A 25,353-nucleotide genomic window follows, 5' to 3' on the forward strand; every position below is an offset into this window, starting at 1 on the left:
AAGGAGCCAACGATGAAGGTTGAAGGAAGCTGCTACTGCGGCGCCATCGAATACGAAGCGCAGGTACAGCCCGGCACCACGACGGTCTGCCACTGCGCGGACTGCCAAGCCCAATCCGGCTCCGCCTTCCGGGCAAACATCGCCGCGCCGGCAGACGGTTTCCGGCTGATCAAGGGGCAGCCCCGCACCTACACCAAGACGGCCGCCAGCGGCAACCAGCGCCTGCTTGCGTTTTGCGAAGTCTGCGGGAGTTCGCTGTATGCCTGTGCGCTCGAGAATCCGCAGTCCTACTCGTTGCGGATCGGCACTTTGAAGCAACGGCAGGAACTGGGCACCCCGCAGCGCCAGATTTGGACACGGCGTCGTCACGATTGGGTGGGCCTGCCAGACAGTGTGGAGTCGTTCGACGGGCAGCCATGAGCCGGGCAGGGCGGTGCCCGTGCCACTGCAACCCTGCAGGTTCGCAGAAGCTGCCGGGTTCCTCCATCTGCAAAGCCTGGTGAATGGCCTCTGACGGGCGTGTCGGCGGAAGTCGGCCCTGAGACATCTCCGCGAGAGGATTCTTGGAGCGGCATGCCAGCGCGCCTTCCGTTCCAAGTCGTGTGGCCGCACTATCGGGTCTTGATGACGAAGAGCGCCAGCGCCATCAGGCCGACACCTGACAGTTGGGTCGCGCTCAGCATCCGGCCGTAGACCGCCCAGTCCAGCAGCACTGCCATCAATGGATAGACGTACTGCAGCACGGCAACCCTGCCCAGAGTCAGGCAGGCCATTCCCGTGAACAAAATGGCATAGGCCAGACCGGTATGCAGCACGCCCAGTCCTGCCAGCCAGGCCCATGCGGCGGCGTCCGAGGGCCAACCATGCGCCCATGGGACCCACAGCAGCACCAGCATCCCCACCGCGCACTGCCACCACGCCAGTGCGAACGGGGTGACGACCTTCTCTGTCTTGGCGATGATCGTCACGCCGGCGTAGCTGAGCGATCCTCCCAGACACATCAGCAGGCCCGTCAGATAGTCGGACCCGGATGCGCCGGCTAAGGAGCCACCGCCCCATAGGCCGGTCGTCAAGACCAGACCGCCCAATGCCACGGCGGTTGCGGCTTTCTGCGCGGCAGTGACATGCTCGCGCAGCACCAGCGCACCGAACACCATGATCCACACCGGCTGAATGTGGAAGACCACCGTCGCGACGGCAATCGACGTGCGCGGTATGGCGGCAAAGAACAGCGCCCAGTTCACGACCATCAGGCAGCCCGTCGCGCAGACGATCCACCCGCTGCGACCGCGCAGGCGAAGTTCTCGCGTTCGGCCCGTGGCGACGCCCCATGCCAGCAACGCCAACGCTCCGAATGCGCAGCGAAACAGCACGGTCACCAGAGGGTGTTGATTCGCCTCTTCGACGAACACGCCGACGGTGCCCAGCAGCACGCCCCCGGCGATCATCAGCCATTGGCCCTGCGCTTCCCGCTTGGCGCAAGCGCCGACCTCAATGGGGCGCGATGGTTGCAACGTGGCGGAAGGCTTGTGGTCCATGCCCCGATGCTCATGCCGCGGCGGATTGCCGTAAAGCAAATAGTTCGATAGCCTGATATTCGACAATCGAATTCAATAAGCATCGAAAGCATTCAATGAGTTACCCCGATCTGCAAATCGACTGGCTGCGCGCCTTTGTGGCGGTGGTGGATGCGGGCTCGCTCTCGGCGGCAGCACCCCTGGTTCACCGCTCCCAGGCGGCTGTGAGCATGCAGATCAAGAAACTGGAGGCCGCCCTGGAACGGCCGGTGCTGCTGCGCGGGCCTCGCCACCTGCAGTTGACGCCGGCGGGCGCCGAGCTGCTGGGCTATGCGCGCCGCATGCTGGCCCTTCAGACGGAGGCGCAGACGGCGCTTTTCGGGCCGGACTTGTCCGGACGCGTGCGACTCGGCGTTCCCGATGACTATGCATCGACCTACCTGACGCCGGTGTTGCGCAGCTTTGCGGGCCGCTACCTGGGGGTGGAGATCGAGCTGACCTGCGAGCAATCCACTTCGCTCATTCCCAAGGTCGTGCGGGGTGAATTGGACCTGGCGCTCGTGTCCCGCGACAAGCCGCAACGGGGCCGGCTTCTCTTTCAGGAGCCCTTGGTCTGGGCCGGCGCTGCGCAGCATGAGGTGTGGCGCAAGACCCCGCTGCCCATTGCCGTCTACGAGGAAGGCAGCATGGCCAGGACCGCTGCGCTGTCCAGCCTCGCGGCCCATCGCCGGGCCTACCGCGTCGTTTACCACAGCTCGAGTCTGGCGGGACAACTGGCTGCGGTGGAAAGTGGCCTTGCCGTCGCAGTCTTTACCCGCTGCAGCGTGCCTGCCCATCTCCAGGTATTGCAGAACCTGCCCGCGGGATTCGAACTGCCCCCCTTGATTTCCATGGAAGTGGCCGCGCTGCGCAGCAAGGCATCCAGGCACTCGGCGGCAGTGGACGCCATGCAACAGCAGCTACTGAAAACGCTGGCCAGGCCATAGGCCCGGCGCCTGGATGGCGTGCGGTGTTGGCAAGGGTGTCGTCACCAGGCTGACATCGGCACCATGCGCCCCGAGCCGTGGAGAAGCGTCACCGCGAGGAGGCCGACATTCCCTTGCCATGCGATCCATCGCCAGCCGAGCGATTCGTGCGCCGATCTGAAACGGCACCAGCCCTCCCTCATTGAAGCCGCGGCACGCCAGCCCCCGAGGGCGAACCAAGCGCCCCGCGCGCCACGCCCACGCTGCCCATCGCATTGAGCCGGAACCGCGCCACCGTCGCCGCCAGGCGGCTGGCCTGGTCGTTCAGGCTTTCCGCGGCGGCAGCGGATTCCTCCACCAGGGCCGCATTCTGCTGGGTCATCTGGTCGAGCTGGTTGACGGCGGTGTTCACCTGGCGGATGCCGTCCGACTGCTCGGAGGTGGCGGCGGTGATCTCTCCGATGATGTCGCTCACGCGCTGCACGCTGTTCACGATCTCTTCCATGGTCGTGCCGGCGTCCTGCACCAGGCGCGAGCCTGCCGCGACCTTCTCGACCGAGTTGCCGATGAGGGCCTTGATCTCCTTGGCCGCGTCGGCCGAGCGGCCGGCCAAGCTGCGCACCTCGCTGGCCACCACCGCGAAGCCGCGGCCCTGCTCGCCGGCCCGTGCGGCCTCGACGGCGGCATTCAGCGCCAGGATGTTGGTCTGGAAGGCGATGCCGTCGATCACGCCGATGATGTCGCTGATCTTGCGCGAGCTCTGGTTGATCTCGTCCATGGTGGACACCACCTGGGTCACCACCTGCCCGCCGCGCGCGGCCACTTCGGCCGCCGAGCTGGCGAGCTTGTTGGCGGTGGCGGCGGAGTCGGCCGACTGGCGCACGGTGGCGGTCAGCTCTTCCATCGAACTAGCGGTTTCCTGCAGGTTGCTCGCGGTCTGTTCGGTGCGCTGGCTCAGGTCGGCGTTGCCGGTGGCGATTTCGCGTGTGGCGGTGGCGATGGAGTCAGCCACGTTGCGCACCTCCATCAGCGAGCCTTCGAGCGCACCGCGCATGGAGGCCAGGGCGCGCAGCAGCATGCCGGTTTCGTCGGTGGCGTGGCGGCCGTGGTCCTGGCCGGTGAGGTCCATGGCCGCGATCTGCTCGGCCACCTGGCGCGCTTCGGCCAGCGGCCGCGTGATGCTGACCGTCAGGCGCCAGGCCAGCAACGCCGCCAGCAGCAGCGAGCCCACGCACAAGGCCGTCAGCAAGCCGGTGGCGGCCTGGCTGGCCGCGCGGATGCGTTCGCCCGCCGCGTCCAGTTCGCTGCGTTGCAGGTCGGCCATCCTGGCCATGGTCTTTTGCAGGTTGACGGACGCTGGCTCGTAGCGTTCGGAGAACGCCCGGGCCGTGGCCTCGGCATTGCGTTCCTTCTTGAGGCGCGACACCTCGTCGCGGGTGGAAAGGTACGCCTTGCGGTTCTCTCCGATCTGCGCGAACAGCGCCCTCTCGGCGTCGCTGTCCAGCATCTTCTCGATCTGCTGCTGCAATGCCGATGACTGCTTGCTCGACTCGGCCGCGGTGGCGGCGAAGAAGTCCGCCAGCGAGGGATCGCTGCTCTTGGCGATGGCGGCCACGCGCTGCGCGCCGTTGGTGATGTTGCGATACCAGTCGCTGGCGGCCCGCTCCTTCGCCAGCGACGTGTTGAGCATGGTGTTCATTTCTTGCGTGACGGCCCGGAGCTGGACGATGCCGTACAGGCAACTGACCAGAAACAGCACCAGGATGGTGCCGAGCACGAGTGCCAGGCGGCGGCCGATGGTGAAACGGGTGGGTGTCATGAAGATGCCTTCCAGGACGCTGAGCCAGAGGAAATGGGAAATAGGGCCTCGGGTGACTGGGGTGATGCCCTTGCCCGATGTTTCAAAGTGTAGGTGGGCGGTGCGCCAAGGTGGGGAGGGCAAACGAGAGCATGGCGCCTCGCATGGCGGAATTCGCTCCATTGCGACAGTGGACGGGGCGCGTGGTGGTCAGGGGGCGGCCGCAGCGCCGTCAGGGCGGCGTCGGGATCCGTGGGCAGAATGGCGCGGTCCTGGCAAAAGAACGATCCCAAGGAGACAAGCCATGCCCCGTTACGCCGACTTCCACCGCCGGTCCCTCGACGACCGCGACGCCTTCTGGGCCGAGCAGGCCCGCCTGATCGACTGGCACACCCCGCCGCAGCAGATCTGCGATGACAGCCATCCGCCGTTCGCGCGGTGGTTCGTGGGGGGCACCACCAACCTGTGCCACAACACGGTGGACCGCCATCTGGCCCGCCGGGCCGACCAGCCGGCGCTGATCGCCGTCTCCACCGAGATGAACACCGAGCGCACCTATTCCTTTGCCGAACTGCATGCCGAGGTGCAGCGCATGGCGGCCGCGCTGCGGTCGCTGGGCGTGGGGCAGGGCGACCGCGTGCTGATCTACATGCCGATGGTGGCCGAGGCGGTGTTCGCCATGCTGGCCTGCGTGCGCATCGGCGCGCTGCACTCCGTGGTGTTCGGCGGTTTCGCGGCCGCGTCGCTCGCCACGCGCATCGACGATGCCGAGCCCGTGGCCATCGTGAGCGCCGACGCGGGATCGCGTGGCGGCAAGGTGGTGCCCTACAAGCCGCTGCTGGACGAGGCCATTGCCCAGTCGCGCCACCAGCCCGCCGCCGTGCTGCTGATCGACCGGGGCCTGGCGCCCATGGCCCGGCAGGCCGGCCGCGACCACGACTGGGCGGCGCTGCGCGAGCAGCACCTGCATGCGGATGTGCCCTGCGAATGGGTGGACGCCACGCACCCCAGCTACACGCTGTACACCAGCGGCACCACCGGCCGGCCGAAGGGCGTGCAGCGCGACACGGGCGGCTATGCGGTGGCGCTGGCGGCCAGCATGCGGCACATCTTCGGCGTGGGCGCTGCAGAGGGCGGGGCAGCGGCCGAAGGCGCCGCTGCGAACCCGGGCGTGTTCTTCGCCACCAGCGACATCGGCTGGGTGGTGGGCCACAGCTACATCGTCTATGGCCCGCTGATCGCCGGCATGGCCACGCTGTTGTACGAAGGCCTGCCCACCCGGCCCGATGCAGGCGTGTGGTGGGGCCTGGTGGAAAAGTACCGCGTCACGCACATGTTCTCGGCGCCGACGGCGGTGCGGGTGCTCAAGAAGCAGGACCCGGCCTTTCTGCGCCGGCACGACGTGTCCAGCCTGCAGGGCCTGTGGCTGGCGGGCGAGCCGCTGGACGCGCCCACGGCCGAGTGGATCGCCCAGGCGCTGGGCGTGCCCGTGATCGACAACTACTGGCAGACCGAAACCGGCTGGCCCATCCTCACCCTGGCCCGCGGCGTGGAGCCGCAGGCGGCGCGCCTGGGCAGCCCGGGCCGGGCGATGTACGGCTACGACGTGAAGCTGATCGACGAGGCCACAGGCGAAGAGCTCACCGGGCCCGACCAGAAGGGCGTGCTCGCCATCGAAGGGCCACTGCCCCCGGGCTGCCTGCAGACCGTGTGGCGCGACGACGAGCGCTTCGTGCAGACCTATTGGAAAAGCCTGCCCGGCCCCATGCGCTACAGCACCTTCGACTGGGGCATCCGCGATGCCGACGGCTACTACTTCATCCTGGGGCGCACCGACGACGTGATCAACGTGGCCGGCCACCGCCTGGGCACGCGCGAGATCGAGGAGAGCATCGCCGGCCACCCGCAGATCGCCGAGGTGGCGGTGGTGGGCGTGGCCGATGCGCTCAAGGGCCAGGTGGCCATGGCATTCGCCGTGGTGCGCGATGCGGCGGTGCTTACCGATGAGGCGGCGCGCCTGCGGCTGGAGGGCGAGGTGATGCAGCAGGTGGCCCAGCGCCTGGGCGCCGTGGCGCGACCGGCACGGGTGCACTTCGTGGCGGCACTGCCCAAGACGCGCAGTGGCAAGCTGCTGCGCCGCGCCCTGCAGGCCGTGGCCGAGCGGCGCGACCCGGGCGACCTGACCACGATGGAAGACCCGGCGGCGCTGCAGCAGGTGAAGGAACTGGTGGGCTGACGGCCCGCACGCCGATGGCCGCTCAGGCGGCCAGGCCCCGATGATCGCGGTTTGCTACTGTTTTTGCAGCACTATGCCCTAGTATTGATTGTGCTGGAGGCCGTTTTGATCCCAAGGCGTTGCCGCTGCCGTGTTGGCGCCGGTGCGCGCCCGACGCTACAGGCCCCGCGGCCGCCAGCCCTCGGGCGCATGCCATTGCGCCAGCCACTGCGGCAGTTCATCCGCCGGCATGGGCCGGGCGATGCAGTAGCCCTGCGCCAGCGCGCATCCCATCTGCTGCAGCATCTGCCCTTGCTCCACGGTTTCCACGCCCTCGGCGACGATGGAGTAGCCGAACGACCGCGCCAGGCCGATCACGCCCTGCACGATGGCCAGGTCGCCCGAGTCGGTCATCATCCCGTGCACGAAGCTCTGGTCGAGCTTGAGCGTGTCCATGGGCAGGCGGCGCAGGTAGGTAAGCGACGAATACCCCGTGCCGAAGTCGTCCAGCGACACCGTCACCCCCAGGTCGCGCAACTGCTGCAGCTGCAGCGCGACGTGGCCGATGTCGTAGAGCGCCGCGCTTTCGGTGATCTCCATGTCCAGCAGGCTCGCGGGCACGTCGGGCCGCTGCGCCAGGCGCCCGGCCAGCCAGTCGGCAAAGCCTTCGCGCTGCAGGTGCTGGGCCGAGATGTTGACGCTCACCGGCAGCCGCAGGCCGGCGCGCAGCAGGGCGGCGATGCAGTCCAGCGCCGTGTCCACCACCCATTCACCGAAAACCGTCTCCAGGTCGGTGCCGTCCATCAGGTGCAGGAAGGCGCCGGGCGACAGGGTGCCGCGTTGCGGGTGATGCCAGCGCGCCAGGGCCTCGGCGCCCACCACCGTGCCCTGGCGCATGTCCACCTTGGGCTGCAGGAAGAGGGCGAATTCGCCCGCCGCGATGGCATCGCGCACCTTCTCGCCCTGTTCGCGGTGGCTCTTCAGCGCGCGCTCCTGCGCGGCGTCGAAGGCGTGGAAGCGGTTGCGCCCGGACTGCTTGGCCGCGTACATGGCCTGGTCGGCATGGCGCAGCAGGGCATCGGCGTCCGCGTCGTCGTCGGGATAGATGGTGTAGCCCACGCTGGCCGTCACCGTCACCGCCACCCGCTCGGTGCCCAGGGTGTAGGGCGCGGCCACGCTTTCCATCACCCGGCGCAGCAGGCGCTCGCCGTCGGCGCGGGTTGCGAGGTCGGGCAGCAGGATGACGAATTCGTCGCCGCCCAGCCGCGCCACGCAGTCCACGGGGCGCAGCGCCCGCGTGAGTCGGCCGGCCACGATCACCAGCAGGCGGTCGCCCGCGTCGTGGCCGAGCCGGTCGTTCACGGGCTTGAAGCCGTCCAGGTCGAGGTAGGCCACGCCCAGCAGACGGCCCCGCTCGCGCGCCCGCGCCATCACCTGCTGCAGCCGCGTGGCCAGCAGCACCCGGTTGGGCAGGCCGGTGAGCGCATCGAAATGGGCGAGCTTTTGCAGCAGCTCTTCCTGCACGCGCTGGCTGCTCACATCGATGCCCACGCCCAGCATGCGCTGCGGCCGGCCGGCCTCGTCGTGGTCCACGATCTTGCCCAGGTTGCGCACCCAGCGGCCGGGACCCTGGGGCAGGGCGATCTGCCAGGTCGCGTCGAACGGCGTGGCGGGATGGGCGGTATGGCGCGCCAGTTCGGTGGTCACCGCCTCGATGTCGTCGGGTGCCATGCCCGCCGTCCAGTGCACGGGCGTGGGGTCTCCGGCGGCAGGCGGCAGGCCCTGAAGGTCGCGCCAGCGGCGGTCGCCGGTAAGCGTGCCGGTCTGCAGGTTCCAGTCCCACAGGCCGATGGAGGCGGCCGAAATGGTGAGCGACAGCAGCGCCTCGCGTTCGCGCACCTGGTCTTCCATGCGCTTGCGCTCGGTGATGTCGTGCCCCGAGAACAGCCAGGCCTGCACGCCGTCGATCTCGGTGGCGTGCATGGACTGCAGCACCGTGCGCAAGCCGTCGTGGCGCGTGCGCATCGTGATTTCCAGGCCGTTGACGGCGGTGCGGTCCTGAACGGATTCCACCAGCGCCGCACGCACCTGCGGGGTAATGATGCCCAGCTCGACGGCGGTGCGGCCGATGGCCTCATCCCGGGGAATGCCCAGCAGGGCCTCCCAGGCGGGGTTGACGTCGATGTAGGCGCCGTCCTCGCGGCGCGACAGGCCCATGGGGTAGGGCATGAGTCGGAACACGCGGGCGAAGCGGTCTTCCGACTGGCTCAGCCGCTCGCTGGCGCGCCGGGATTCGTCGATGTCCTGGATCACGCCCCGCACGCGGGTGACGTGTCCGTTTTCCAGCACCGGCTCGGCGCTGGCGGTCACCCAGATGTGCCGGCCGTCGTCGGCCCGCTGGATCTGCACCTGCATGCTCCATTCGGCCTGGTCCACGACGCATTGCCGAAAGCGCTCGCGCAGGGCCTCGCGGAACTGCGGCACCACGAACCGCTCCAGGTAGTCGGTGCGCGGCAGCGGCGCGTCGGGCGGCAGGCCGTGGATGGCGTACGAGACATCGGACCAGTACACCAGCCCCTCCCCGACGATGTGCTCCCACGCGCCCATGCGGGCCATGCGGCCGGCCTGCTGCAGCAGGCGGTTGGCGTCCATGAGCTGGGCGCGGCTGCGCTCCTCGGCCGTCATGTCGTGGAACACGAAGACGATGCATTCCTGGCCCGAGACCGTCACGGGCCGCGCCGACATCAGCCCGGGAATGGGCCGGTTGCCCCGCTGCGCCACCATGGGCATGCGGTCCACGTAGCCGTCGCGGCGGTGCAGCGCCACCATCTGCGCGCGCTGCTCGGGATGGGCCCAGATGTCGAGCTCGATGGAGGTGCGGCCCACGGCCTGTTCGCGGGTGTAGCCCAGCAGCTCGGTGAAGGCCTCGTTCACGTCCAGGTAGCAACCGTCGGACAGGCGCGTCACCCCGGCGGGGTCGGGCAGCATCTGGTAGATGGTGGTGTACTTGACCTCCGACAGCCGCAGCGCCTCCTGCATCTCGTGCAGCGAGGTCACATCGAGGTCCATGCCCACCAGGCGCAACGGCCGGCCGTGTGCATCGCGCTCGGCCACCTGGCCCCGGGCGATCACCCAGCGCCAGCGGCCATGGATGTCCTGCATGCGGAATTCGGCATTGAAGCTGTCTTCGTGCCCCTCCATGGTGCGCTGCAGGTAGGTGGCCAAGCGAGCGGCGTCGTCCGGGTGGCGGCGCTCGTTCCAGCGCTGCCAGTCGCTCGCGTCCCGGGCCGCTGTGCCAGCGCCACGGCGGGCGTCGCGGTCTTCCAGCCCGAAGGCCTGGTAGAAGCTGCCGCGGTAGGAAAACCGGCGCTGGGGCACATCCCACTCCCAGCGGCCGCCCCCGGTGGCATCCAGGGCCATGAGTAGTTCCTGCTCCTGCTGGCGCAGCGTCTGCAGGGCCCGGGCCCGGCTGCACAGCAGCTGCGTGCCACCGCCCAGGATCAAAAAGCCCATGCCATACCGCCAGGGCAGTTGCTGCAGCCAGGGCATCAGGTCGCCCTCCGGCAGGACGCCCGCCAGTCCTTCGCGCCAGAACAGCATGCACGGCGGCAGGCAGGCGGCGACGGCGACGATCACCACCCACAGGTTCAGGCCCGTGGCCTGCCGCACCCCGCGCCACAGCAGGCCGATGGCGAAAACCGAGCCGATCGCGCCCAGCCCGGCAGGCAGCGGCCCGGCCGACAGGCCCCAGAAGCCGGCGGCCGTCACCCCAGCCGCCAGCGCCCCGGCCAGCGGGCCGAACATCACCGTGCACACGGCCGTCACCGTGGGGTGGGGCAACTCGGCATACAGGGGGTCGAACGCCCGGGTGAACACCATGATCAGCACCGAGGCCAGCCCCCCGGCCAGCCCGGCCTGCACCCTAGTGCGCCGCGACGGCTGCAGCAGTTCGGCGCCGGGCAACAGCGCCAGCACCGCGATCAGCAGAAGGTGCAGTCCGCCGAGGAAGAAGATTTCATAGCCCATCGTGCGGCGCCGAAGGGAGAACACCTTGGCGGCCCATGGCACGGACCCGAACAGGACAATCCATGCAGAAGTGGGGCGCGAGGGGCATGGGCCGAGTTTAGAACGGGTTCATGACCATGGCAGAGCAGCGCCCGCACGAAAGTTGGCGGCCGGGCGCCTCTCTCGGGTTTCTCCGGAAGGCGGACGGGTCGGGCCGCCGTGCCCGGATCAGGCCGCGAGGCCGTGCAGGTCCGTCGCCCGGTCCAGCGCCCAGAGGTTACCGAGCAGGCGCCGTGCGCGCTCCGCGCCGACGACCGGCGCTGCCAGTTCCAGGAATTTGCCCTCCAGCTCTTCGTCCGACAGCGGCAGTTCGGGGTCGCCCTTGCGGTCCGGCTGCAGCCACGCCAGGCGGCGGCCGTCGTGGGTTTCGATGTCCACGCGGGCGGACCGCCGGCCCGGAAAGGCGGCGTCGATTTCGGGATCGACCACCGCGCCGATGCGGCCCACCATGGCCCGCAGCGCCGGGTCGGCCAGCCGCTCGGGCGTGTAGGCGGCCAGGCGCACGCTGCCATGCACCAGGGCCGTGGCCACGACGAAGCGCAGGCTGAACCGGGCCTCGTTTTCGGTTTGCGGGTTTTCGTAGCAGGCGATGTCCAGCGCCGGGCCATAGGTGGCAACCTGCACGTGGCGGATGTCGCCCGGCTGCAGCCCGCGCGCGGCGCGCAGCGCCAGTGCGCCGTCGATGGCCGCAAACGTGTGCCCGCAGCCGATGTGGTTCTTGAACGTGAGGCGCGTGATGTGGAAGTCGCGCCCCAGGGTGTCGCCGGCGTGCGACCAGTCCGGGCCGTCGCTCATGGCGCGGCCCAGGCCCGCCTCGCCATCCAGCACGTCCAGCGAGCCGGTCACGCCCTGGCCGGCCAGTTGCGCGGCCAGCAGGCCGGCCTCGGCCGCGCGGCCGGCGTGCAACGGCTTGGACATCGAGTCCATCCGGAAGGCCTGCTGCAGGCCGGCGGCGAAGGTGGCGGCCGTGGCCAGCGCATGGGCGAAGGGGGCGGCGTCCAACTGCAGCACCCCGCCGGCCGCCGCCGCTGCGCCGAAGGCGCCCACGGTCCCGGTGTTGTGCCAGAAGCGGTAGTGCGGCCGGCCCATGACCACGCCGATGCGGGTCGAGACCTCATAGCCCAGCACCAGGGCGCGCAGGAACGCCAGCCCGCTGGCGCCGGCCTGCTGGCCGGCTGCGAGGGCCGCAGCGATGGTGGCCGCGCCGGGGTGGTACATGGCCTCGCGAAAACTGTCGTCCACCTCGGCCGCGTGCGCTGCCGCGCCGTTGTACAGCGCCGCCGCCCGGGCCGTGGCGGCGCGGCCGTTGCCCAGGCGGGCGGGGCCGCGGTCCAGGTCGTCGGCCAGCACCTGTTCCAGCTGGGCCAGCGGCGCGGTGGCCAGGCCCGGAAACAGCGAGGCATGCCAGTCGATGACGGCGCGCTTGGCGTGGTGGATCACCGGATCGGGCAGGGTGGTGTGGTGGAACGCGCGGGCGTATTGCCCGAAGACTTCGGTGGCATGCATGGTGGGCGGATGTCCTTTGCTTTCAAAAACCAGGGACGACGCGAGGGCGGGGGCCGTGGAGGCGCTCGCGCTCACGCCAGCACCAGCACGCCGTCCGCGGCGCACACGCCCTGGCCCCGGGGCAGGACGAACACCGGGTTGATCTCCGCCTCGACCACGCGGTCGCCCAACTGCGCGGCCATGGCCGAGAAAGCCACCACCGCGTCCACCAGCGCCTGCACATCGGCGCAGGGGCGGCCCCGAAAGCCGTCCAGCAGCGGCCAGGTCTTGAGCTCCTGCGCCATGGACAGCGCCTCGGCCCGGCTCAGCGCGCCGAGCCGGCCGCCCTCGCAGGGCAGCAGGCGCAAGGCGGTGTCCTGGAACAGTTCGGCCGTCACGCCCCCCATGCCCAGCAGCACGGCAGTGCCCAGCGCGTCGCGGTGCAGGCCGAGGATGAACTCGGTGCCGCCCGCGACCATCTGCTGGACCAGAAACCGGTGCGGACGCTCGCCGGCCCGGGCCTCGACCTCATCGGCCATCCGGTCCAGCCGCGCGCCGATGGTCTGCGGCAGCAGGCCCACGGCCACGCCGCCCACGTCGCTCTTGTGCGTGATGCGCGAGGACAGGATCTTGAGCACCACCGGCCCGCCCAGTTCGAGCGCGGCGGCTTCGGCCTCGGCCGCCGTGCCCACCACGCGCTCGGCCGCGCAGGGCACGCCGAAGCGGCCGAACACCGCCTTCGCCTGCGCTTCGTCCAGCGGCCCGCCGGGCAATGGCTCCAGGGCCACCGCGGCCGGGGCCTGGGCGGCGGCCCCGGGCTCCCCCGAGACCTCGAAGCGGCTCGCACGCAGCATGCCGGCCAGCGCGGCGGTGCAGCTTTCGGCGGCGGCAAAGGCCGGCACGCCGCGCTGGGTCAGCAGCGCCCCGATCTCCGGCGCGTGCGGGCTGACGTAGGCCAGCACCGGCTTGTCGGAATCCGGTAGGCAGGCCTGGATCGCGCCGGCCAGCAGCTCCGGCATCGCCAGGCTGGAGGAGCCGACGATGATGACCAGCGCGTCGTAGCGCGGGCTGGCCAGCAGCGCCGTGATGGCGCCCCGCAGCAGGTCGGGCCTCAGCCCGGCGAGCGTGACGTCGATGGGGTTGCGGTCCAGCACGGCCTCGCTGCCGGTCTGCAGGGCCCGCAGCGCCTGGGCCGTGGCCGCGTCGGGCGGGGGGGTCTCGAAGCCGGCCACGCCCAGGTCGTCGGACACCAGCGTGCCCGCGCCCCCGGTCGAGGTGAGGATGGCCACGCGGTTGCCGCGCAGGCGCCGCCCGGTGCACAGCGCGGCCGGCACGTCCAGCAGGTCGGCGAAGCGCTCCGCGCGGATCACGCCCACCTGCTTGAACAGCGCGTCGTACATGCGGTCGGCACCGGCCAGGGCGCCGGTGTGCGACACGGCGGCCTGCGCTCCGGCCTCGGAGCGCCCCACCTTGAAGGCCACCACCGGCTTGCCGGCACGCGCGGCCTTGAGGCAGGCCGCCCGGAACCGGGCCGGGTGGCGCACCGCCTCGACATACAGCGCGATCACCTGGGTGGCCGGGTCGTCGGCCAGGTGGTCGATGAAATCGGCCAGTTCCAGATCGACCTCGTTGCTGGTGGAGATGAGCTTGGACAGTCCGATGCCCCGCGCCGCCGCGCGCGACAGCAGCGACCCCAGGATGCCGCCGCTTTGCGACACCACGCCGATGCCGCCCACCGGAAACGCATCCATCTCCAGCGCGCCGGAGGGCGAGAGCACGATGCCGTCGGTCAGGTTGACCAGCCCGATGGTGTTGGGCCCCAGGATGCGCATGCGGCCGGCCGCGTCCATGAGTTGCGCCTGGCGGTGCGCGCCTTCCTCGCCGGTTTCGGTATAGCCGCTGGCCAGCACGATGGCCGCCGCGCAGCCGCGCGCCGACAGCTCCCGGACCGTCTGGTGCGCGCGCTCGGCACCCAGCAACACCACGGCCACGTCCGGCACCTCGGGCAGCGAGGCCACGTCGGGATAGCAGGGCAGGTCGCCGATGCGCTCCACCTTGGGATTGACCGGCAGGATGCGGCCCGAGTACCCGTGCTTTTGCAGATAGGCCACCGGACGGCCCGTGGTCTTTTGCGGGTCGGCCGAGGCGCCGATGACGGCGACGCTGCGCGGAGACAGCAGCTTGGCGATGGCTTCGTTCATGGCATCACTCCGTGGCGGCCGAACGGGCCAGGAACGCCTCCACGGCGGCGCGGTGCTCGCTGCTCGTGTAGCAGATACCTTGCGCCTGGCTGCCCTGCGCGAACACGTCGTGCGATGTCCGCTCGAAGCTCTGGTTGAGGATCGTCTTGGTGAGCGCGATCGCGGTGGGCGACGCGCTGCCCAGCTCCCTGGCCCACGCCTGCGCGTCGGCCAGCAGCGAGGCGGCCATGGTCCGGCGGTCCACGATGCCCAGAGCCAGGGCCTCGTCCGCGTCCACTTTGCGCCCGGTGAAGATGAGTTGCTTGGCCTGCGAGAGGCCGACGCGGCGCGGCAGGAAGTACATGCCGCCCCCGTCCGGCACGATGCCGCGCAGCACGTAGCTCCAGGTGAAGCTGGCCCACTCGCTGGCCAGGATGAAGTCGCAGGCGAGCGCCGTGTCGGCGCCCAGGCCCGAGGCCGCACCGTTGACGGCGGCGATCACCGGCTTGGGCATGGTGTGCAGCAGCGCCTGCGTCCGGTGCACGCGCTGCTGGCGCTGCCAGCCATTGAAGCCGACCTCGCCCACCGGTGCGTTCATGCGCCGCTGCATGCCGGCGATGTCTCCGCCCGCGCAAAAGCCCTTGCCCGCACCCGTGAGGACGAGCGCGCGGATGCTGCGGTCCGCAGCCACCTTTTCGAGCGCGTCGATGAACTCCGTGCGCATGTCGTCGCTCATGGCGTTGCGCTTGTCGGGGCGGTTGAGCGTGATGGTGGCCACCGCGTCGGTGGTGTGCAGTTCGATCAGGGTGTAGCGCATGGCTTGTTCTCTCTACAGGGGAATCAGGGTCGGTGCCGGAGGGGGGCGGGCAGGGCGTTCAGTCGGGCTTGATGCTGTTTTCCTGGATGATCCGGGCCCAGCGCTGCTCCTCGGCCTGCACGTAGGTGTCCAGCTCCGCCGGGGGGCCGGCATTGATCACCAGGCCTTCGTGTTCGAGCTTGCGAACGAAGTCGGGCGAGCGGGCCGCCTTCTGCGCCGCCGCGTTGAGCCGCTCCACCACCGGAGCGGGCGTGCCGGCCGGCACATAAAGGCCGTACCAGCTCTCCACCCGATAGCCCGGCACCGTGGCCGCGACGGTCGGGACGCCCTTGAAGGCGTCGGAGGGCTGCGCGGTCGTCACGCCCAGGGCGCGCAGCTTGCCGGTGTCCACGAAGGTGGACACTGCCGCGGCGGTGGCGAACATCATGTCCACCTGCCCGCCCAGCAGGTCGGTCAGCGCGGGGCCCGCACCGCGGTAGGGGATGTGCGTGAGCGACACCTTGGCGAGGTTGCCGAACATTTCGCCGGCCAGGTGCGCGGAGGTGCCCGCACCCTGCGATGCGTAAGTGAGCTTGCCCGGATGGGCCTTGGCGGCGGCCATGACCTCGGCCACGGTCTTGTACGGGCTCTCGGGCCGCACCACCAGCACGTTGGGCCCGCGCCCGATCAGGATGACCGGCTGGAACGCCTTGTTGCTGCCGTAGGGCAGCTTGGGCTGCAGCGCCGGATTGACGGCATGCGCGAAGGACGCCACCACGGCCACGTAGCCGTCCGGCGGGCTCTTGGCCACGTTGTCCGTGCCGATCATGGTGCCGGCGCCGGGCTTGTTTTCGATGATGACCGGCTGGCCCAGGTCCTTGGACATTTCCGCGCCCAGCGTGCGCGCGATCAGGTCGGTGCCGCCCCCGGGGGCGAAGGGCACGACGAGCTTGAGGGGTTTGTCCGGAAAGCCGGCCCAGGCCGGGGCGAGCGGGCAGGCCAGTGCGAGAAAGAGGGAAATCGCTCTCGCGCATCGGCGAGCGAAGGGGGTGGGCATTGCGTTGTCTCCTGTTGTGGTCTGGTCGCGTCCGGCATCCCATCGGTGTGCCATGCCGGGCTGCCCAAAGCTTAGGCAGTTCCCCCCGTCTTGTGACCCCCGCTGTTCCAACCAGTGAAACTGGACGGGGGTGCCGACACACCGGACAATCGGCGCTCGCCCAGGCCGGGCGCCAGGAAAACCCCTTCATGACCCGCTCCGCCATCCTCCCGGACCTGCCCGGGCAGTCGCCCTCCAACCGCTCGCTGGAGCGGGGCATCGAGATCCTTCGCGCCTTCCGCCCGGGCTCGGAACTGCTCGGCAACGGGGATCTGGTGGAGCGCACCGGCCTGTCCAAGGCCACGGTGAGCCGGCTGACGCAGACACTGGTGGGCGCGGGCATGCTGCAGTGGGACCCGGCGCAGCGCGCCTACCGGCTGGCGCCCGCGGTGCTGAGCCTGGCGCATTCGATGCGCACCGGCTCGCGGGTGCTCTCGGCCGCCGCGCCGCTGATGCGGGCCCTGGCCGAATCGCGGCGCATCAACGTCGGCCTGGCCGCGCCGGACCGCGACGAGATGGTGTACCTCGAATCCATCCGGTACAACCGGCGGATCGTGCTGCGGCATGTCGTGTCCGGCCAGCGCGTGCCCATGGAACTGACGTCGCTGGGCCGCGCCTACCTGGCCGTGGCGCCGGCCCCGCAGCGCACGGCGCTGCTGGAGGTGTTCAAGGCGCGCCGGCGGGGCCAGTGGAAAGCGATCGAGCGGGAGATCGCCGATGCCCGGGCCAGCGTCCATGCCCGGAATTTCTGCGCCGCGGCGTGGCAGCCCGAGGTCGTGGCGCTGGCCACGCCGCTGGCCACCGCCGATGCCATCTATGTGCTCAACTGCAGCGTCTCGACCGGCGACCCACTGGAGGCGGTGGTGGGCGAGCTGCACGCGCCCCTGCTGGCCCTGCGCGCCGACATCGTCCGGGCGCTGCAGGCGCAGGCCGCGCAGGAGGCATGAGCCGGGGCCCTGGCGCCCCGACGGCCTTTTTTGTGGTTCGTCAGCCCGCGCCGGTGCGGCGCCGCGGCCCGATCAGCCCGGTGGACAGCATCGTGCCGCACACGATCACCAGCCCGCAGCCCACCATCCACGGCGTGACGGCCTCGTGCAGGAACACCGCGCCGTAGAACACCGCGAACACCGGCGCCAGGAAGGTCACCGCCAGCGCCCGGCTGGGCCCGGCATGGGCGATCAGGCGAAAGTACAGGATGTAGGCGATGCCGGTGCACAGCACGGCCAGCGCCACCACCGCGGCCCAGGCGCGCAGGCCGGGCGTCTGCGCGGGCCAGAACCAGATCGCCGGCAGCGCCAGGCCCAGGGCGGCGCCCAGCTGGCTGCCCGTGGCCGTGGCCAGGGGCGGAATGCCCGTGAGGTAGCGGCGCGCGAAGCTCGCGGCCACCGCGTAGCACGACGAGGCCAGCAGGCAGGCCCCCAGCGCCCAGCCGGCGTGCCCCGTCTTCAGGCCCACGCCCGCCGGCGCCCGCCATGCCAGCAGCGCCACGCCGATGAACCCCAGCGCCAGCCCGAGCCAGCGCAGCCGCGTGATGCGGTCGCCCAGCCACACCCAGGCCACCAGCGCACCGAAGAGCGGCACCGTCGCGTTCAGGATGGACGTGAGCCCCGTCGCCAGGTGCATCACCGCCCAGGCGAACAGCGCGAACGGAATGGCGGAGTTGATCAGCCCGGCCAGCATGATCGGCCGCCAGTGCCGGCGCAGCGCCGGCCACTGCCCCTGGCGCAGCAGGATCGGCCACAGGAAGAGAGTGGCCAGGCCCACGCGCAGGCCGGCGGCGGGCAGCGCGCCGAACTCCGCCGCGCCCAGCCGCATGAACAGGAACGAGGCGCCCCACAGCGCCGACAGCACGATGAACTCGCCCAGCCACGCCTTGGGCGCTGCGCCCACGGCACCCGGCGCGCCGGCCGCCCGCGCGCTCATACCGTGGCCCCTGCGGCGGCAGGTGCTTCGCCGGCAAAGAGCGGCAGCGTGCCGGGGCCGTGCCCTCCACTGGCGGCAGGCACCGCGCCTTCGCGCTGCAGCAGCCAGGCCTTGCGCGGCAGCCCGCCGGCATAGCCCGTCAGGCTGCCCGCCGAGCCCACCACGCGGTGGCACGGCACGATCACGCTCACCGGGTTGCGGCCCACCGCCGCGCCCACGGCGCGCACGGCCAGCGGCCGCTCCAGCAGGCGGCTCAGGGCACCGTAGCTGGTGGTGGCACCGCAGGGAATGCCCAGCAGCGCCTGCCACACGGCCTGCTGGAACGGCGTGCCGCCCGACAGGTCCAGCGGCAGGTCGAAGCGGGTGCGCCGGCCGTCCAGGTATTCGTGGAACTGGGCCTTGGCGCGCAGCAGCACTGGATGGGCGTCGTCCACGGGCCAGGCGCCGGGGCCGTCGAGCAACGCTTCTGGCTGGTGGCGCTGCCCGTCGAACCACAGGCCCGACAGGCCCAGCGGCGAGGCGGACAGGCGCACGTCGCCCAGCGGGGTGGGCGTGCGGCTTTGCACGGTGAGGGGATGGAACTGCATGATCGAATCCAAGGTAAAAAGTGGCTCCAGCACAATGAATGCGCCGGCATATTGCTATGTTTTTGATAGTGATTGCGGGGTGAGCGCCCCCGATGCCGCGGGCGTGCTCCCCAGCGTCCACGCCCGGATCACCGCATAGCTGCGCCACGGCCGCCACGCTTGCGACGCGGCCGTGGCCGCCTGGGCCGCGCGCGGCGCGCCCTGCACGCCCAGCGCCTTGTGCAGCGCCACGTCGCCCGCCGGAAACGCATCGGGCCATCGCAGCGCCCGCATGGCGATGTACTGCGCCGTCCAGTCGCCGATGCCCGGCAGCTCGCACAGTGCCGCCGTGGTCGCCGCCACGTCGGCCGCGCCGTGCAGCGCCAGGCGCCCGCTGTCCACCGCCTGCGCCAGCGCCACGATGGCGGCCTGCCGCTGGCGCACGATGCCCAACTGCCCCAGCGCATCGCCCGCCGCGCCGGCCAGCACCGCCGGCGAGGGGAACAGCCGCGTCAGCGCCGGCCAGGGCGTGTCGATGGGCTCGCCGAAGCGCTCCATCAGCCGCTGCGCCAGCGTGCGGGCCGCGGCCACGGTGATCTGCTGGCCCAGCACGGCGCGCACCGCCAGCTCGAACCCGTCGAACGCGCCGGGCACGCGCAGCCCGTCGCCCTCGGGGAAGGCACCGTGCAGCACGGCGTTGATGGCCTGCGGGTCGGCGTCCAGGTCGAGCAGGGCGCGCACCCGCGCGATCACCATCGGCAGCACCGGGTGCAGGTTGTCGCTGGTCTGCAGCAGCACCTGGGGGCGGTCGGGGTCGAACCGGGCGCTCAGCCAGCCGGCATGCACCTGCCCCCCCGCCACCAGCCGTACCGTGCGGCGCAGGGCCTGCTCGCCCTCCGTGGACACCGACTCCACCGCATGGATCTGCCGCTTGGCGAAAAACGCCAGCAGGGCCGGCACGTCCAGCGGCGGCCGGTAGGCCAGGCGCACCGTGCTGCTGGCGCCACCCGCCGCGGTGCCCGCGCCGGTCTTGCGCAACTGCGTGGGATTGAGCCCGTAGTGCCCGGCAAACGCCGCATTGAAGCGCCGCACGCTGCCGAAGCCGCTGGCCAGCGCCACCTGTGTGACGGGCAGATCGGTATCGGTCAGCAACTGCTTGGCGGCCAGAAGGCGGCGCGTCTGCAGGTATTGCAGGGGCGACACGCCCAGGGCCGTATCGAAGATGCGGCGCAGGTGCCGGTCGCTCACGCCCAGCCGGGCCGCCAGGCGCTGCAGGGGAGATGGGCCGGTGGCGGCGGCCTCCCACGCGCCTTCGCCCTCCAGCAGGCGCAGCGCCTCGCGCACCAGGATGTCGGGCGCATCCTGCACCGACCAGGCCAGCGCGCGCGGCGCCAACTCGGGCCGGCAGCGCAGGCAGGGCCGAAAACCCGCGCTCTCGGCCTGGGCGGCCAGCGCGAAGAAACGGCAGTTCTCGCGCCGCGGCGTGCGCACCGCGCACACCGGCCGGCAGTAGATGCCGGTGGAGGTCACGCCGGTGAAGAACCGCCCGTCGAAGCGCGCATCCCGGGCCGCCATCGCCCGGTAGCGGGCATCGTCGGCATCGGGGGCCAGGGGAGGGCGGGGCGCTGTCATGAAGGGCCATCATAGGCCGGCGACGCGGCAGCGCTGGCCGTTTCCGGACATGTGCCTGACGCGCAGGGGCCGCGCCGGGGACGCGCCCGGCGCGGCCGAAGATGCGGCGCCGGCCTACGCGCCGCGGCCCCGGCGGCGCCCGACCCCGCGCCTACAATGCCGCGACCCCGTCCAACGAGAAGGGGCGCCGCAGCGCACCGTGCGCCCGCCGCGCCCCGCGATTTCTCCCGAACCGCGAAGGAACCCCCTGTGCAGCCCACGCCCGCCATCTTCAAGGCCTACGACATCCGCGGCATCGTGCCGAGCACCCTGAACGACGAAGTGGCCCGGGGCCTGGGGCGCGCCTTTGGCACCGCCGCGCGGGCCGAGGGGCAGACGGTGGTGGCCGTGGGGCGCGACGGCCGCCTGTCCGGCCCCTCGCTGGCCGCCGCGCTGATCGCCGGGCTGGTGGACGCCGGCATCGAGGTCATCGACATCGGCCCCGCCACCACCCCCATGCTCTACTTTGCCGCCCACACCCTGTGCCACAGCGGCATCCAGGTCACCGGCAGCCACAACCCCAAGGACTACAACGGCTTCAAGATGGTGCTGGCCGGCCGCGCCATCTACGGCGAAGAGATCCAGGCCCTGCGCCGCACCATGGAAGAAGAAAGCTGGACGCTGGCCCAAGGCGGCAGCGTGCGCCAGGCCGACGTGCTGCCCGCCTACGTGCAGCGCATCACCTCCGACGTCAAGCTCGCCCGCCCCATGAAGATCGTGGTGGACAGCGGCAACGGCATTGCTGGCGCCTCGGCCCCCGGCATCTTCCGCGCGCTGGGCTGCGAGGTGATCGAGCTGTTTTCCGAGGTGGACGGCAACTTCCCCAACCACCATCCCGACCCCAGCAAGCCCGAGAACCTGCGCGACCTGATCGCCACGCTGCAGTCGAGCGACGCCGAACTGGGCCTGGCCTTCGACGGTGACGGCGACCGGCTGGGCATCGTCACCAAGGACGGCCAGAACATCTTCCCCGACCGCCAGATGATGCTGTTCGCCCGCGACGTGCTCTCGCGCGTGCCCGGCGGCCACATCCTCTTCGACGTGAAGTGCACCCAGCGCCTGGCCCCCGCCATCACCGAGGCGGGCGGCCAACCCGTCATGTACAAGACCGGCCACTCGCTCATCAAGGCGCGCATGAAGGAACTCGACTCGCCCCTGGGCGGCGAGATGAGCGGGCACATCTTCTTCAAGGAGCGCTGGTTCGGCTTCGACGACGGCACCTATGCCGGCTGCCGCCTGCTCGAAATTTTGAGCCGCGAAAGCGACCCCGGCGCCGTGCTCAACGGCCTGCCCACCAGCCATTCCACGCCCGAGCTGAACGTGTCGTGCGCCGAAGGCGAGCCGCACCGCCTGACCGCCGAGCTGCAGGCCCTGGCCGCCGAAACCTTCGCCGCGCCGGCCGAGATCAACACCATCGACGGTCTGCGCGTGGACTGGCCGGACGGCTTCGGCCTCATCCGCGCCAGCAACACCACGCCCGTGCTGGTGCTGCGCTTCGAAGGCCACACGCCCGAGGCGCTGGCGCGCATCGAAGCGGCCATGCTCGCGCTGCTGCACCGGGTCAAGCCCGACGCGCACGTGGGTGCTGCGGCCCACTGATCGCACGCACCAAAGGCCGCCATCCACCGCCTGCTTCACGGACCATCCGCACCTTGAATCCCCCCGTGTTCCCACCGCTGTACACCGTGGCAGCGGCGCAGTCGATCTCAATCCCCGGCGATGTGCCGGCCAACGTGCAGGCGCACCTGGCCTTGGTGCAGGCCGCCGCCCAGGAAGGCGTGCAACTGCTCGTCTTTCCCGAGCTGTCGCTCACGGGCTATGAGCCCGACCTGGCGGCCCGCCATGTGCTCGGCGCGGACGACGCCGTGCTGGCGCCGCTGCGCGACGCCGCCCGCGCCCATGGCATGGCCGTGGTGGTCGGCGCGCCCGTGGCCCCCGCCGTGCCGGGCGGCCTGCCGGCCATCGGCGCCTGGGTGTTCGAGCCCGATGGCCGCGCCGCCCTGTACCGCAAGCGCCACCTGCATCCCGGCGAAAACACCTTCGCCAGCCCGGGCACCGAGGATTTCCACGTGCGCCCCCTGGCCGGCCAACCCACCGCACTGGCGGTGTGCGCCGACACCACGCACCCCGAACACGCCCGCGCCGCACGCGGGGGCGGAGCGGCCCTGTACGCCTGCGGCTCGGTGATCTCCGAAGGCGCCCATGCGCGCGAGACCGCGCAGCTGCAGGGCTACGCGGCCGAGTGGGGCATGGCCGTGCTGCTGGCCAACCACGGCGGGCCCACCGGCGGCTACGCCTGCGCGGGCCGCAGCGCCTTCTGGGCGCCGGGCGGCGCCTGCGTGGTGGCCGCCCCGGGCACGGGCACCTGCCTGGTCATCGCAGTGCGCGATGGCAAAGGCGACAGGTGGCGGGGCCGCGTGCTCCCCACAGAACCCGGCCGGCCCGGCACCGCGGGCGTGGCAGGGCAGTGACCCCCGCCCGCGCCCTGTACTCGGCCATCACCTGGCTGGCCCAGCCGCTACTGCGCGCCAAGCTGCGCCGCCGCGCCGCCACCGAGCCCGGCTACGGCGTGGCCGTGGAAGAACGCTTCGGCCATTACCCGCAGGCGATGGACAGCCTGGCCCCCATCAGCACCACCGGCCTGGGCAACCCCTTCGTCTGGGTGCATGCCGTCTCGCTGGGCGAGACCCGGGCCGCCGCCATCCTGCTGGCCGAGCTGCGCCAGTTGCTGCCCGGCATGCGCCTGCTGCTCACCCATGGCACCGCCACCGGCCGCGCCGAAGGCGAAAAACTGCTGCAACCCGGCGATGTGCAGGTCTGGCAGCCGTGGGACACGCCCGGCGCGGTGCGGCGCTTTCTGCAGCAGTTCCGCCCCGAGATCGGCATCCTCATGGAAACCGAGATCTGGCCCAACCTGCTGGCCGGCTGCCGCCAGCGCGGCATTCCCGTGGTGCTGGCCAACGCCCGCCTCAACGCAAAATCGCTCGCCGGCGCACGCCGCCTGTCATGGCTGTCCCGCCCCGCCTACGCGGGCCTGGCCGCCGCCTGGGCCCAGACCGAGGCCGACGCCGAGCGCCTGCGCGCGGCCGGCGCCCGCGTGCAGGGCGTGTTCGGCAACCTCAAGTTCGACGTGGTGCCCGACGCCGCCCAACTGGCGCAAGGCCGCGAATGGCGCGACGCCACTGGCCGCCGCGTGGTCCTGCTGGCCAGCAGCCGCGAGGGCGAAGAAGCGATGTGGCTGGAGGCCTTGCAGTCAAAACAGCCTCCAGCGCAAATACCACTAGGGCATGCTGCTATCAATTCAGGATCATCCGTCGCAGAGGCATCGGCAGCAGCCCTGCCCGTGCAGTGGCTGGTGGTGCCACGCCACCCCCAGCGCTTCGCCCAGGTGCGGGAGCTGATCGAAGCCGCCGGCCTGACCGTGTCGCCCCGCAGCACCTGGGGCGCCGCACCCGGCACCGCCGACGTGTGGCTGGGCGACTCGCTGGGCGAGATGGCGCTGTACTACGGCCTCTCGCACGCGGCCCTGCTGGGCGGCAGCTACGCGCCGCTGGGCGGGCAGAACCTGATCGAGGCGGCAGCCTGCGGCTGCCCGGTGGTGACGGGGCCGCACACGTTCAACTTTGCCGAGGCGGCACGGCTGGCGTGCGAGGCGGGGGCGGCGCTGCGGGTCGAGGATATGGCCGAGGGGGTCGCGGTGGCCGAGGCGCTGGTGGAAGATGGGCCGAGGCTGGAGGAGGCGCAGGGCAGGGCGGTGGCGTTTACCAGCGCGCACCGGGGGGCGGCGTTGGCGACAGCGCTGGCTGTGGCGCAGATGTTGCGGTTGCAGGTGGGGGGCTCGGGGGACTTCAGGCCATCAAGTCCGTCGGGCGCTGTGGATCCCTAGAGCGTGTTATGAACTTTGCTCCGTGAGAGCGAAGCCAAGGGTAGAGTTTGCAGATGCCCCGCAAGCCCTACCCAACAGACGTCAGCGATGAAGAATGGAGCTTCGCTGCGCCTTACCTGACCCTGATGGACCAGCACGCGCCCCAGCGCGAGCATGATCTGCGAGAAGTCTTCAACGCGCTGCGCTGGCTGGTGCGCGCGGGAGCGCCCTGGCGGATGCTGCCCAACGATCTGCCGCCCTGGGAAGCGGTTTACCAGCAGCGCCGGCGGTGGCTGGATGCGGGCTGCTTCGAGGCCATGGTCTCTGATCTGCGCTCCATCATCCGCGTGGCCCAAGGGCGCCAGGGCCAGCCCAGCGCCGTGGTGATGGACGGGCGAACGCTGCAATCGAGTTGCGAGAGTGGCCCACGTGCAGGCTATGACGGCTACAAACGCAAGCGAGGCAGCAAGGTGCACATGGCCGTGGACACGCTGGGCCATCTCCTGGCGGTACATGTCACGCCGGCCGACGAGCAAGAGCGCGCTCAGGTGCACCAGTTGTGCGAGGACGTGCAGCAGGCCACTGGCCATACGGTGCAACGGGCCTGGGCAGACCAAGGCTACACGGGTAAAGCGGCATCCAAGGCGGCGCAGGACAACGGCATCGATCTGCAGATCGTGAAGCTGCCCGAGGCGAAGAAAGGCTTTGTACTGCTGCCGCGGCGCTAGGTGGTGGAGCGAAGCTTTGGTTGGCTGGCGAGGTTCCGCAGGCTCTCCCGGGACTATGAGCGGTTGCCGGAAGTGCTCGGCGGGCTGCATTTTCTGGTGTTTGCAGTGCTCATGTTGCCCGCCGCTGCACGGGTGCTAGCTGCGGCGGGAAGTTCATAACACGCTCTAATGAAAAACCAACCCACGCAACGGTTAACGAGCGGCTCCGCAGCGGTAATTGCCATACCGTCTTGATGGCAGGTCACCATGGTCAACTTTCAATCAGTTCACGAGGAAAGCAGTGATTGCTACCGTCAGGTCAGTACGCGAATGGTGGATGGGAGTTGCGATAGCCCTCATCATGACCTCCTTAATATTGGGAGCCTCTCACAACCCCATGTTTGACGAATCCGAATAGGGAGGAGTGGGCGCCAGTAGCCGTTTGAGCGTGATGAGGCCCAGCAGCGGTCTGCGCCTGGGTGCATGAGGGGCCTTGCAGGCCCG

The 25,353-nt window shown here is 70.7% G+C and carries 17 protein-coding genes and 1 pseudogene; 8 read left to right on the plus strand and 10 right to left on the minus strand.

Annotated elements, in window-relative coordinates:
- Nucleotides 1-12: 12 nt before the first annotated feature.
- The gene (locus AVMA1855_RS11470) at nucleotides 13-420 is read left to right on the plus strand and encodes a GFA family protein (RefSeq protein ID WP_284402811.1); all 408 of its coding nucleotides are present in this window, start codon (nucleotides 13-15) and stop codon (nucleotides 418-420) included.
- Nucleotides 421-611: 191 nt separating this feature from the next.
- Here the strand turns inward: AVMA1855_RS11470 and AVMA1855_RS11475 are convergent, their stop codons facing one another.
- Nucleotides 612-1,538 carry a DMT family transporter gene (locus tag AVMA1855_RS11475; protein WP_502870313.1) on the minus strand — a complete coding sequence of 309 codons (927 nt, stop codon included), beginning with the start codon at nucleotides 1,536-1,538 and terminating at the stop codon, nucleotides 612-614.
- 95 nt (nucleotides 1,539-1,633) lie between these two features.
- Here AVMA1855_RS11475 and AVMA1855_RS11480 point away from each other — a divergent pair, with 95 nt between their 5' ends.
- Nucleotides 1,634-2,503: a LysR family transcriptional regulator gene (locus AVMA1855_RS11480; RefSeq protein ID WP_284425797.1), complete on the plus strand. Its 870-nt coding sequence runs from the start codon at nucleotides 1,634-1,636 to the stop codon at nucleotides 2,501-2,503.
- A 178-nt stretch (nucleotides 2,504-2,681) separates the two neighbouring features.
- On the opposite strand, the gene AVMA1855_RS11485 is transcribed toward AVMA1855_RS11480, so the two are convergent.
- On the minus strand, nucleotides 2,682-4,301 hold the full coding sequence (locus AVMA1855_RS11485; protein WP_284425798.1) for a methyl-accepting chemotaxis protein: 1,620 nt from the start codon (nucleotides 4,299-4,301) through the stop codon (nucleotides 2,682-2,684).
- Nucleotides 4,302-4,584: 283 nt separating this feature from the next.
- On the opposite strand from AVMA1855_RS11485, the gene AVMA1855_RS11490 reads away from it, so the two are divergent.
- Nucleotides 4,585-6,516, plus strand: a complete 1,932-nt coding sequence (locus tag AVMA1855_RS11490) for a propionate--CoA ligase (protein WP_284425799.1) — start codon at nucleotides 4,585-4,587, stop codon at nucleotides 6,514-6,516.
- Nucleotides 6,517-6,672: 156 nt separating this feature from the next.
- Here AVMA1855_RS11490 and AVMA1855_RS11495 read toward each other — a convergent pair whose 3' ends face one another.
- The 5 genes from AVMA1855_RS11495 to AVMA1855_RS11515 all read right to left on the minus strand — a co-directional run bounded on the left by AVMA1855_RS11495 (nucleotide 6,673) and on the right by AVMA1855_RS11515 (nucleotide 16,078).
- Nucleotides 6,673-10,521 carry a sensor domain-containing protein gene (locus AVMA1855_RS11495; protein ID WP_284425817.1) on the minus strand — a complete coding sequence of 1,283 codons (3,849 nt, stop codon included), beginning with the start codon at nucleotides 10,519-10,521 and terminating at the stop codon, nucleotides 6,673-6,675.
- A 207-nt stretch (nucleotides 10,522-10,728) separates the two neighbouring features.
- Entirely contained in the window at nucleotides 10,729-12,066 is a 1,338-nt protein-coding gene (locus AVMA1855_RS11500; RefSeq protein WP_284425800.1) for an MmgE/PrpD family protein, read from the minus strand.
- 71 nt (nucleotides 12,067-12,137) lie between these two features.
- Nucleotides 12,138-14,246: an acetate--CoA ligase family protein gene (locus tag AVMA1855_RS11505; RefSeq protein ID WP_284425801.1), complete on the minus strand. Its 2,109-nt coding sequence runs from the start codon at nucleotides 14,244-14,246 to the stop codon at nucleotides 12,138-12,140.
- 4 nt (nucleotides 14,247-14,250) lie between these two features.
- Nucleotides 14,251-15,042 (minus strand): enoyl-CoA hydratase/isomerase family protein, encoded by a 792-nt coding sequence (locus tag AVMA1855_RS11510; protein WP_284425802.1) that lies wholly within the window; start codon nucleotides 15,040-15,042, stop codon nucleotides 14,251-14,253.
- A gap of 58 nt (nucleotides 15,043-15,100) precedes the next feature.
- Nucleotides 15,101-16,078 (minus strand): tripartite tricarboxylate transporter substrate binding protein, encoded by a 978-nt coding sequence (locus tag AVMA1855_RS11515; RefSeq protein ID WP_284425803.1) that lies wholly within the window; start codon nucleotides 16,076-16,078, stop codon nucleotides 15,101-15,103.
- Nucleotides 16,079-16,266: 188 nt separating this feature from the next.
- Here AVMA1855_RS11515 and AVMA1855_RS11520 point away from each other — a divergent pair, with 188 nt between their 5' ends.
- Nucleotides 16,267-17,064 carry an IclR family transcriptional regulator gene (locus AVMA1855_RS11520; RefSeq protein ID WP_284425804.1) on the plus strand — a complete coding sequence of 266 codons (798 nt, stop codon included), beginning with the start codon at nucleotides 16,267-16,269 and terminating at the stop codon, nucleotides 17,062-17,064.
- 40 nt (nucleotides 17,065-17,104) lie between these two features.
- On the opposite strand, the gene AVMA1855_RS11525 is transcribed toward AVMA1855_RS11520, so the two are convergent.
- The 3 genes from AVMA1855_RS11525 to AVMA1855_RS11535 are packed head-to-tail and all read right to left on the minus strand — an operon-like array spanning nucleotide 17,105 to nucleotide 20,238.
- The gene (locus AVMA1855_RS11525) at nucleotides 17,105-18,040 is read right to left on the minus strand and encodes a DMT family transporter (RefSeq protein WP_272569282.1); all 936 of its coding nucleotides are present in this window, start codon (nucleotides 18,038-18,040) and stop codon (nucleotides 17,105-17,107) included.
- Nucleotides 18,037-18,627, minus strand: coding sequence for a methylated-DNA--[protein]-cysteine S-methyltransferase (locus AVMA1855_RS11530; protein ID WP_284425805.1), 591 nt, complete (start codon nucleotides 18,625-18,627; stop codon nucleotides 18,037-18,039). Before AVMA1855_RS11530 ends, AVMA1855_RS11525 begins: the two co-directional genes overlap by 4 nt.
- A gap of 54 nt (nucleotides 18,628-18,681) precedes the next feature.
- A complete protein-coding gene (locus AVMA1855_RS11535; protein WP_284425806.1) occupies nucleotides 18,682-20,238 on the minus strand; it encodes a DNA-3-methyladenine glycosylase 2 family protein in 1,557 nt (518 codons plus the stop codon).
- A gap of 249 nt (nucleotides 20,239-20,487) precedes the next feature.
- Between AVMA1855_RS11535 and AVMA1855_RS11540 the strand changes: the two genes are divergently transcribed.
- From AVMA1855_RS11540 to AVMA1855_RS11555, 4 genes and pseudogenes are all read left to right on the plus strand, one after another.
- On the plus strand, nucleotides 20,488-21,876 hold the full coding sequence (locus tag AVMA1855_RS11540; RefSeq protein WP_284425807.1) for a phosphomannomutase/phosphoglucomutase: 1,389 nt from the start codon (nucleotides 20,488-20,490) through the stop codon (nucleotides 21,874-21,876).
- 65 nt (nucleotides 21,877-21,941) lie between these two features.
- Nucleotides 21,942-22,748, plus strand: a complete 807-nt coding sequence (locus AVMA1855_RS11545) for a carbon-nitrogen hydrolase family protein (protein WP_284425808.1) — start codon at nucleotides 21,942-21,944, stop codon at nucleotides 22,746-22,748.
- A complete protein-coding gene (locus tag AVMA1855_RS11550) occupies nucleotides 22,745-24,163 on the plus strand; it encodes a 3-deoxy-D-manno-octulosonic acid transferase (protein ID WP_284425809.1) in 1,419 nt (472 codons plus the stop codon). Before AVMA1855_RS11545 ends, AVMA1855_RS11550 begins: the two co-directional genes overlap by 4 nt.
- Before the next feature lie 53 nt (nucleotides 24,164-24,216).
- A pseudogene (locus AVMA1855_RS11555) lies at nucleotides 24,217-25,029 on the plus strand (IS5 family transposase).
- Nucleotides 25,030-25,353: the final 324 nt, after the last annotated feature.

The organism is Acidovorax sp. SUPP1855 (assembly GCF_030158955.1).
Taxonomy (GTDB): Bacteria; Pseudomonadota; Gammaproteobacteria; order Burkholderiales; family Burkholderiaceae_C; genus Paracidovorax.

Bases quoted from the DNA above. Each gene is read 5' to 3' on its own strand.
- AVMA1855_RS11470 (WP_284402811.1), top strand. From the start codon at position 13: ATGAAGGTTGAAGGAAGCTGCTACTGCGGCGCCATCGAATACGAAGCG.
- AVMA1855_RS11475 (WP_502870313.1), bottom strand. From the start codon at position 1,538: ATGGACCACAAGCCTTCCGCCACGTTGCAACCATCGCGCCCCATTGAG.
- AVMA1855_RS11480 (WP_284425797.1), top strand. From the start codon at position 1,634: ATGAGTTACCCCGATCTGCAAATCGACTGGCTGCGCGCCTTTGTGGCG.
- AVMA1855_RS11485 (WP_284425798.1), bottom strand. From the start codon at position 4,301: ATGACACCCACCCGTTTCACCATCGGCCGCCGCCTGGCACTCGTGCTC.
- AVMA1855_RS11490 (WP_284425799.1), top strand. From the start codon at position 4,585: ATGCCCCGTTACGCCGACTTCCACCGCCGGTCCCTCGACGACCGCGAC.
- AVMA1855_RS11495 (WP_284425817.1), bottom strand. From the start codon at position 10,521: ATGGGCTATGAAATCTTCTTCCTCGGCGGACTGCACCTTCTGCTGATC.
- AVMA1855_RS11500 (WP_284425800.1), bottom strand. From the start codon at position 12,066: ATGCATGCCACCGAAGTCTTCGGGCAATACGCCCGCGCGTTCCACCAC.
- AVMA1855_RS11505 (WP_284425801.1), bottom strand. From the start codon at position 14,246: ATGAACGAAGCCATCGCCAAGCTGCTGTCTCCGCGCAGCGTCGCCGTC.
- AVMA1855_RS11510 (WP_284425802.1), bottom strand. From the start codon at position 15,042: ATGCGCTACACCCTGATCGAACTGCACACCACCGACGCGGTGGCCACC.
- AVMA1855_RS11515 (WP_284425803.1), bottom strand. From the start codon at position 16,078: ATGCCCACCCCCTTCGCTCGCCGATGCGCGAGAGCGATTTCCCTCTTT.
- AVMA1855_RS11520 (WP_284425804.1), top strand. From the start codon at position 16,267: ATGACCCGCTCCGCCATCCTCCCGGACCTGCCCGGGCAGTCGCCCTCC.
- AVMA1855_RS11525 (WP_272569282.1), bottom strand. From the start codon at position 18,040: ATGAGCGCGCGGGCGGCCGGCGCGCCGGGTGCCGTGGGCGCAGCGCCC.
- AVMA1855_RS11530 (WP_284425805.1), bottom strand. From the start codon at position 18,627: ATGCAGTTCCATCCCCTCACCGTGCAAAGCCGCACGCCCACCCCGCTG.
- AVMA1855_RS11535 (WP_284425806.1), bottom strand. From the start codon at position 20,238: ATGACAGCGCCCCGCCCTCCCCTGGCCCCCGATGCCGACGATGCCCGC.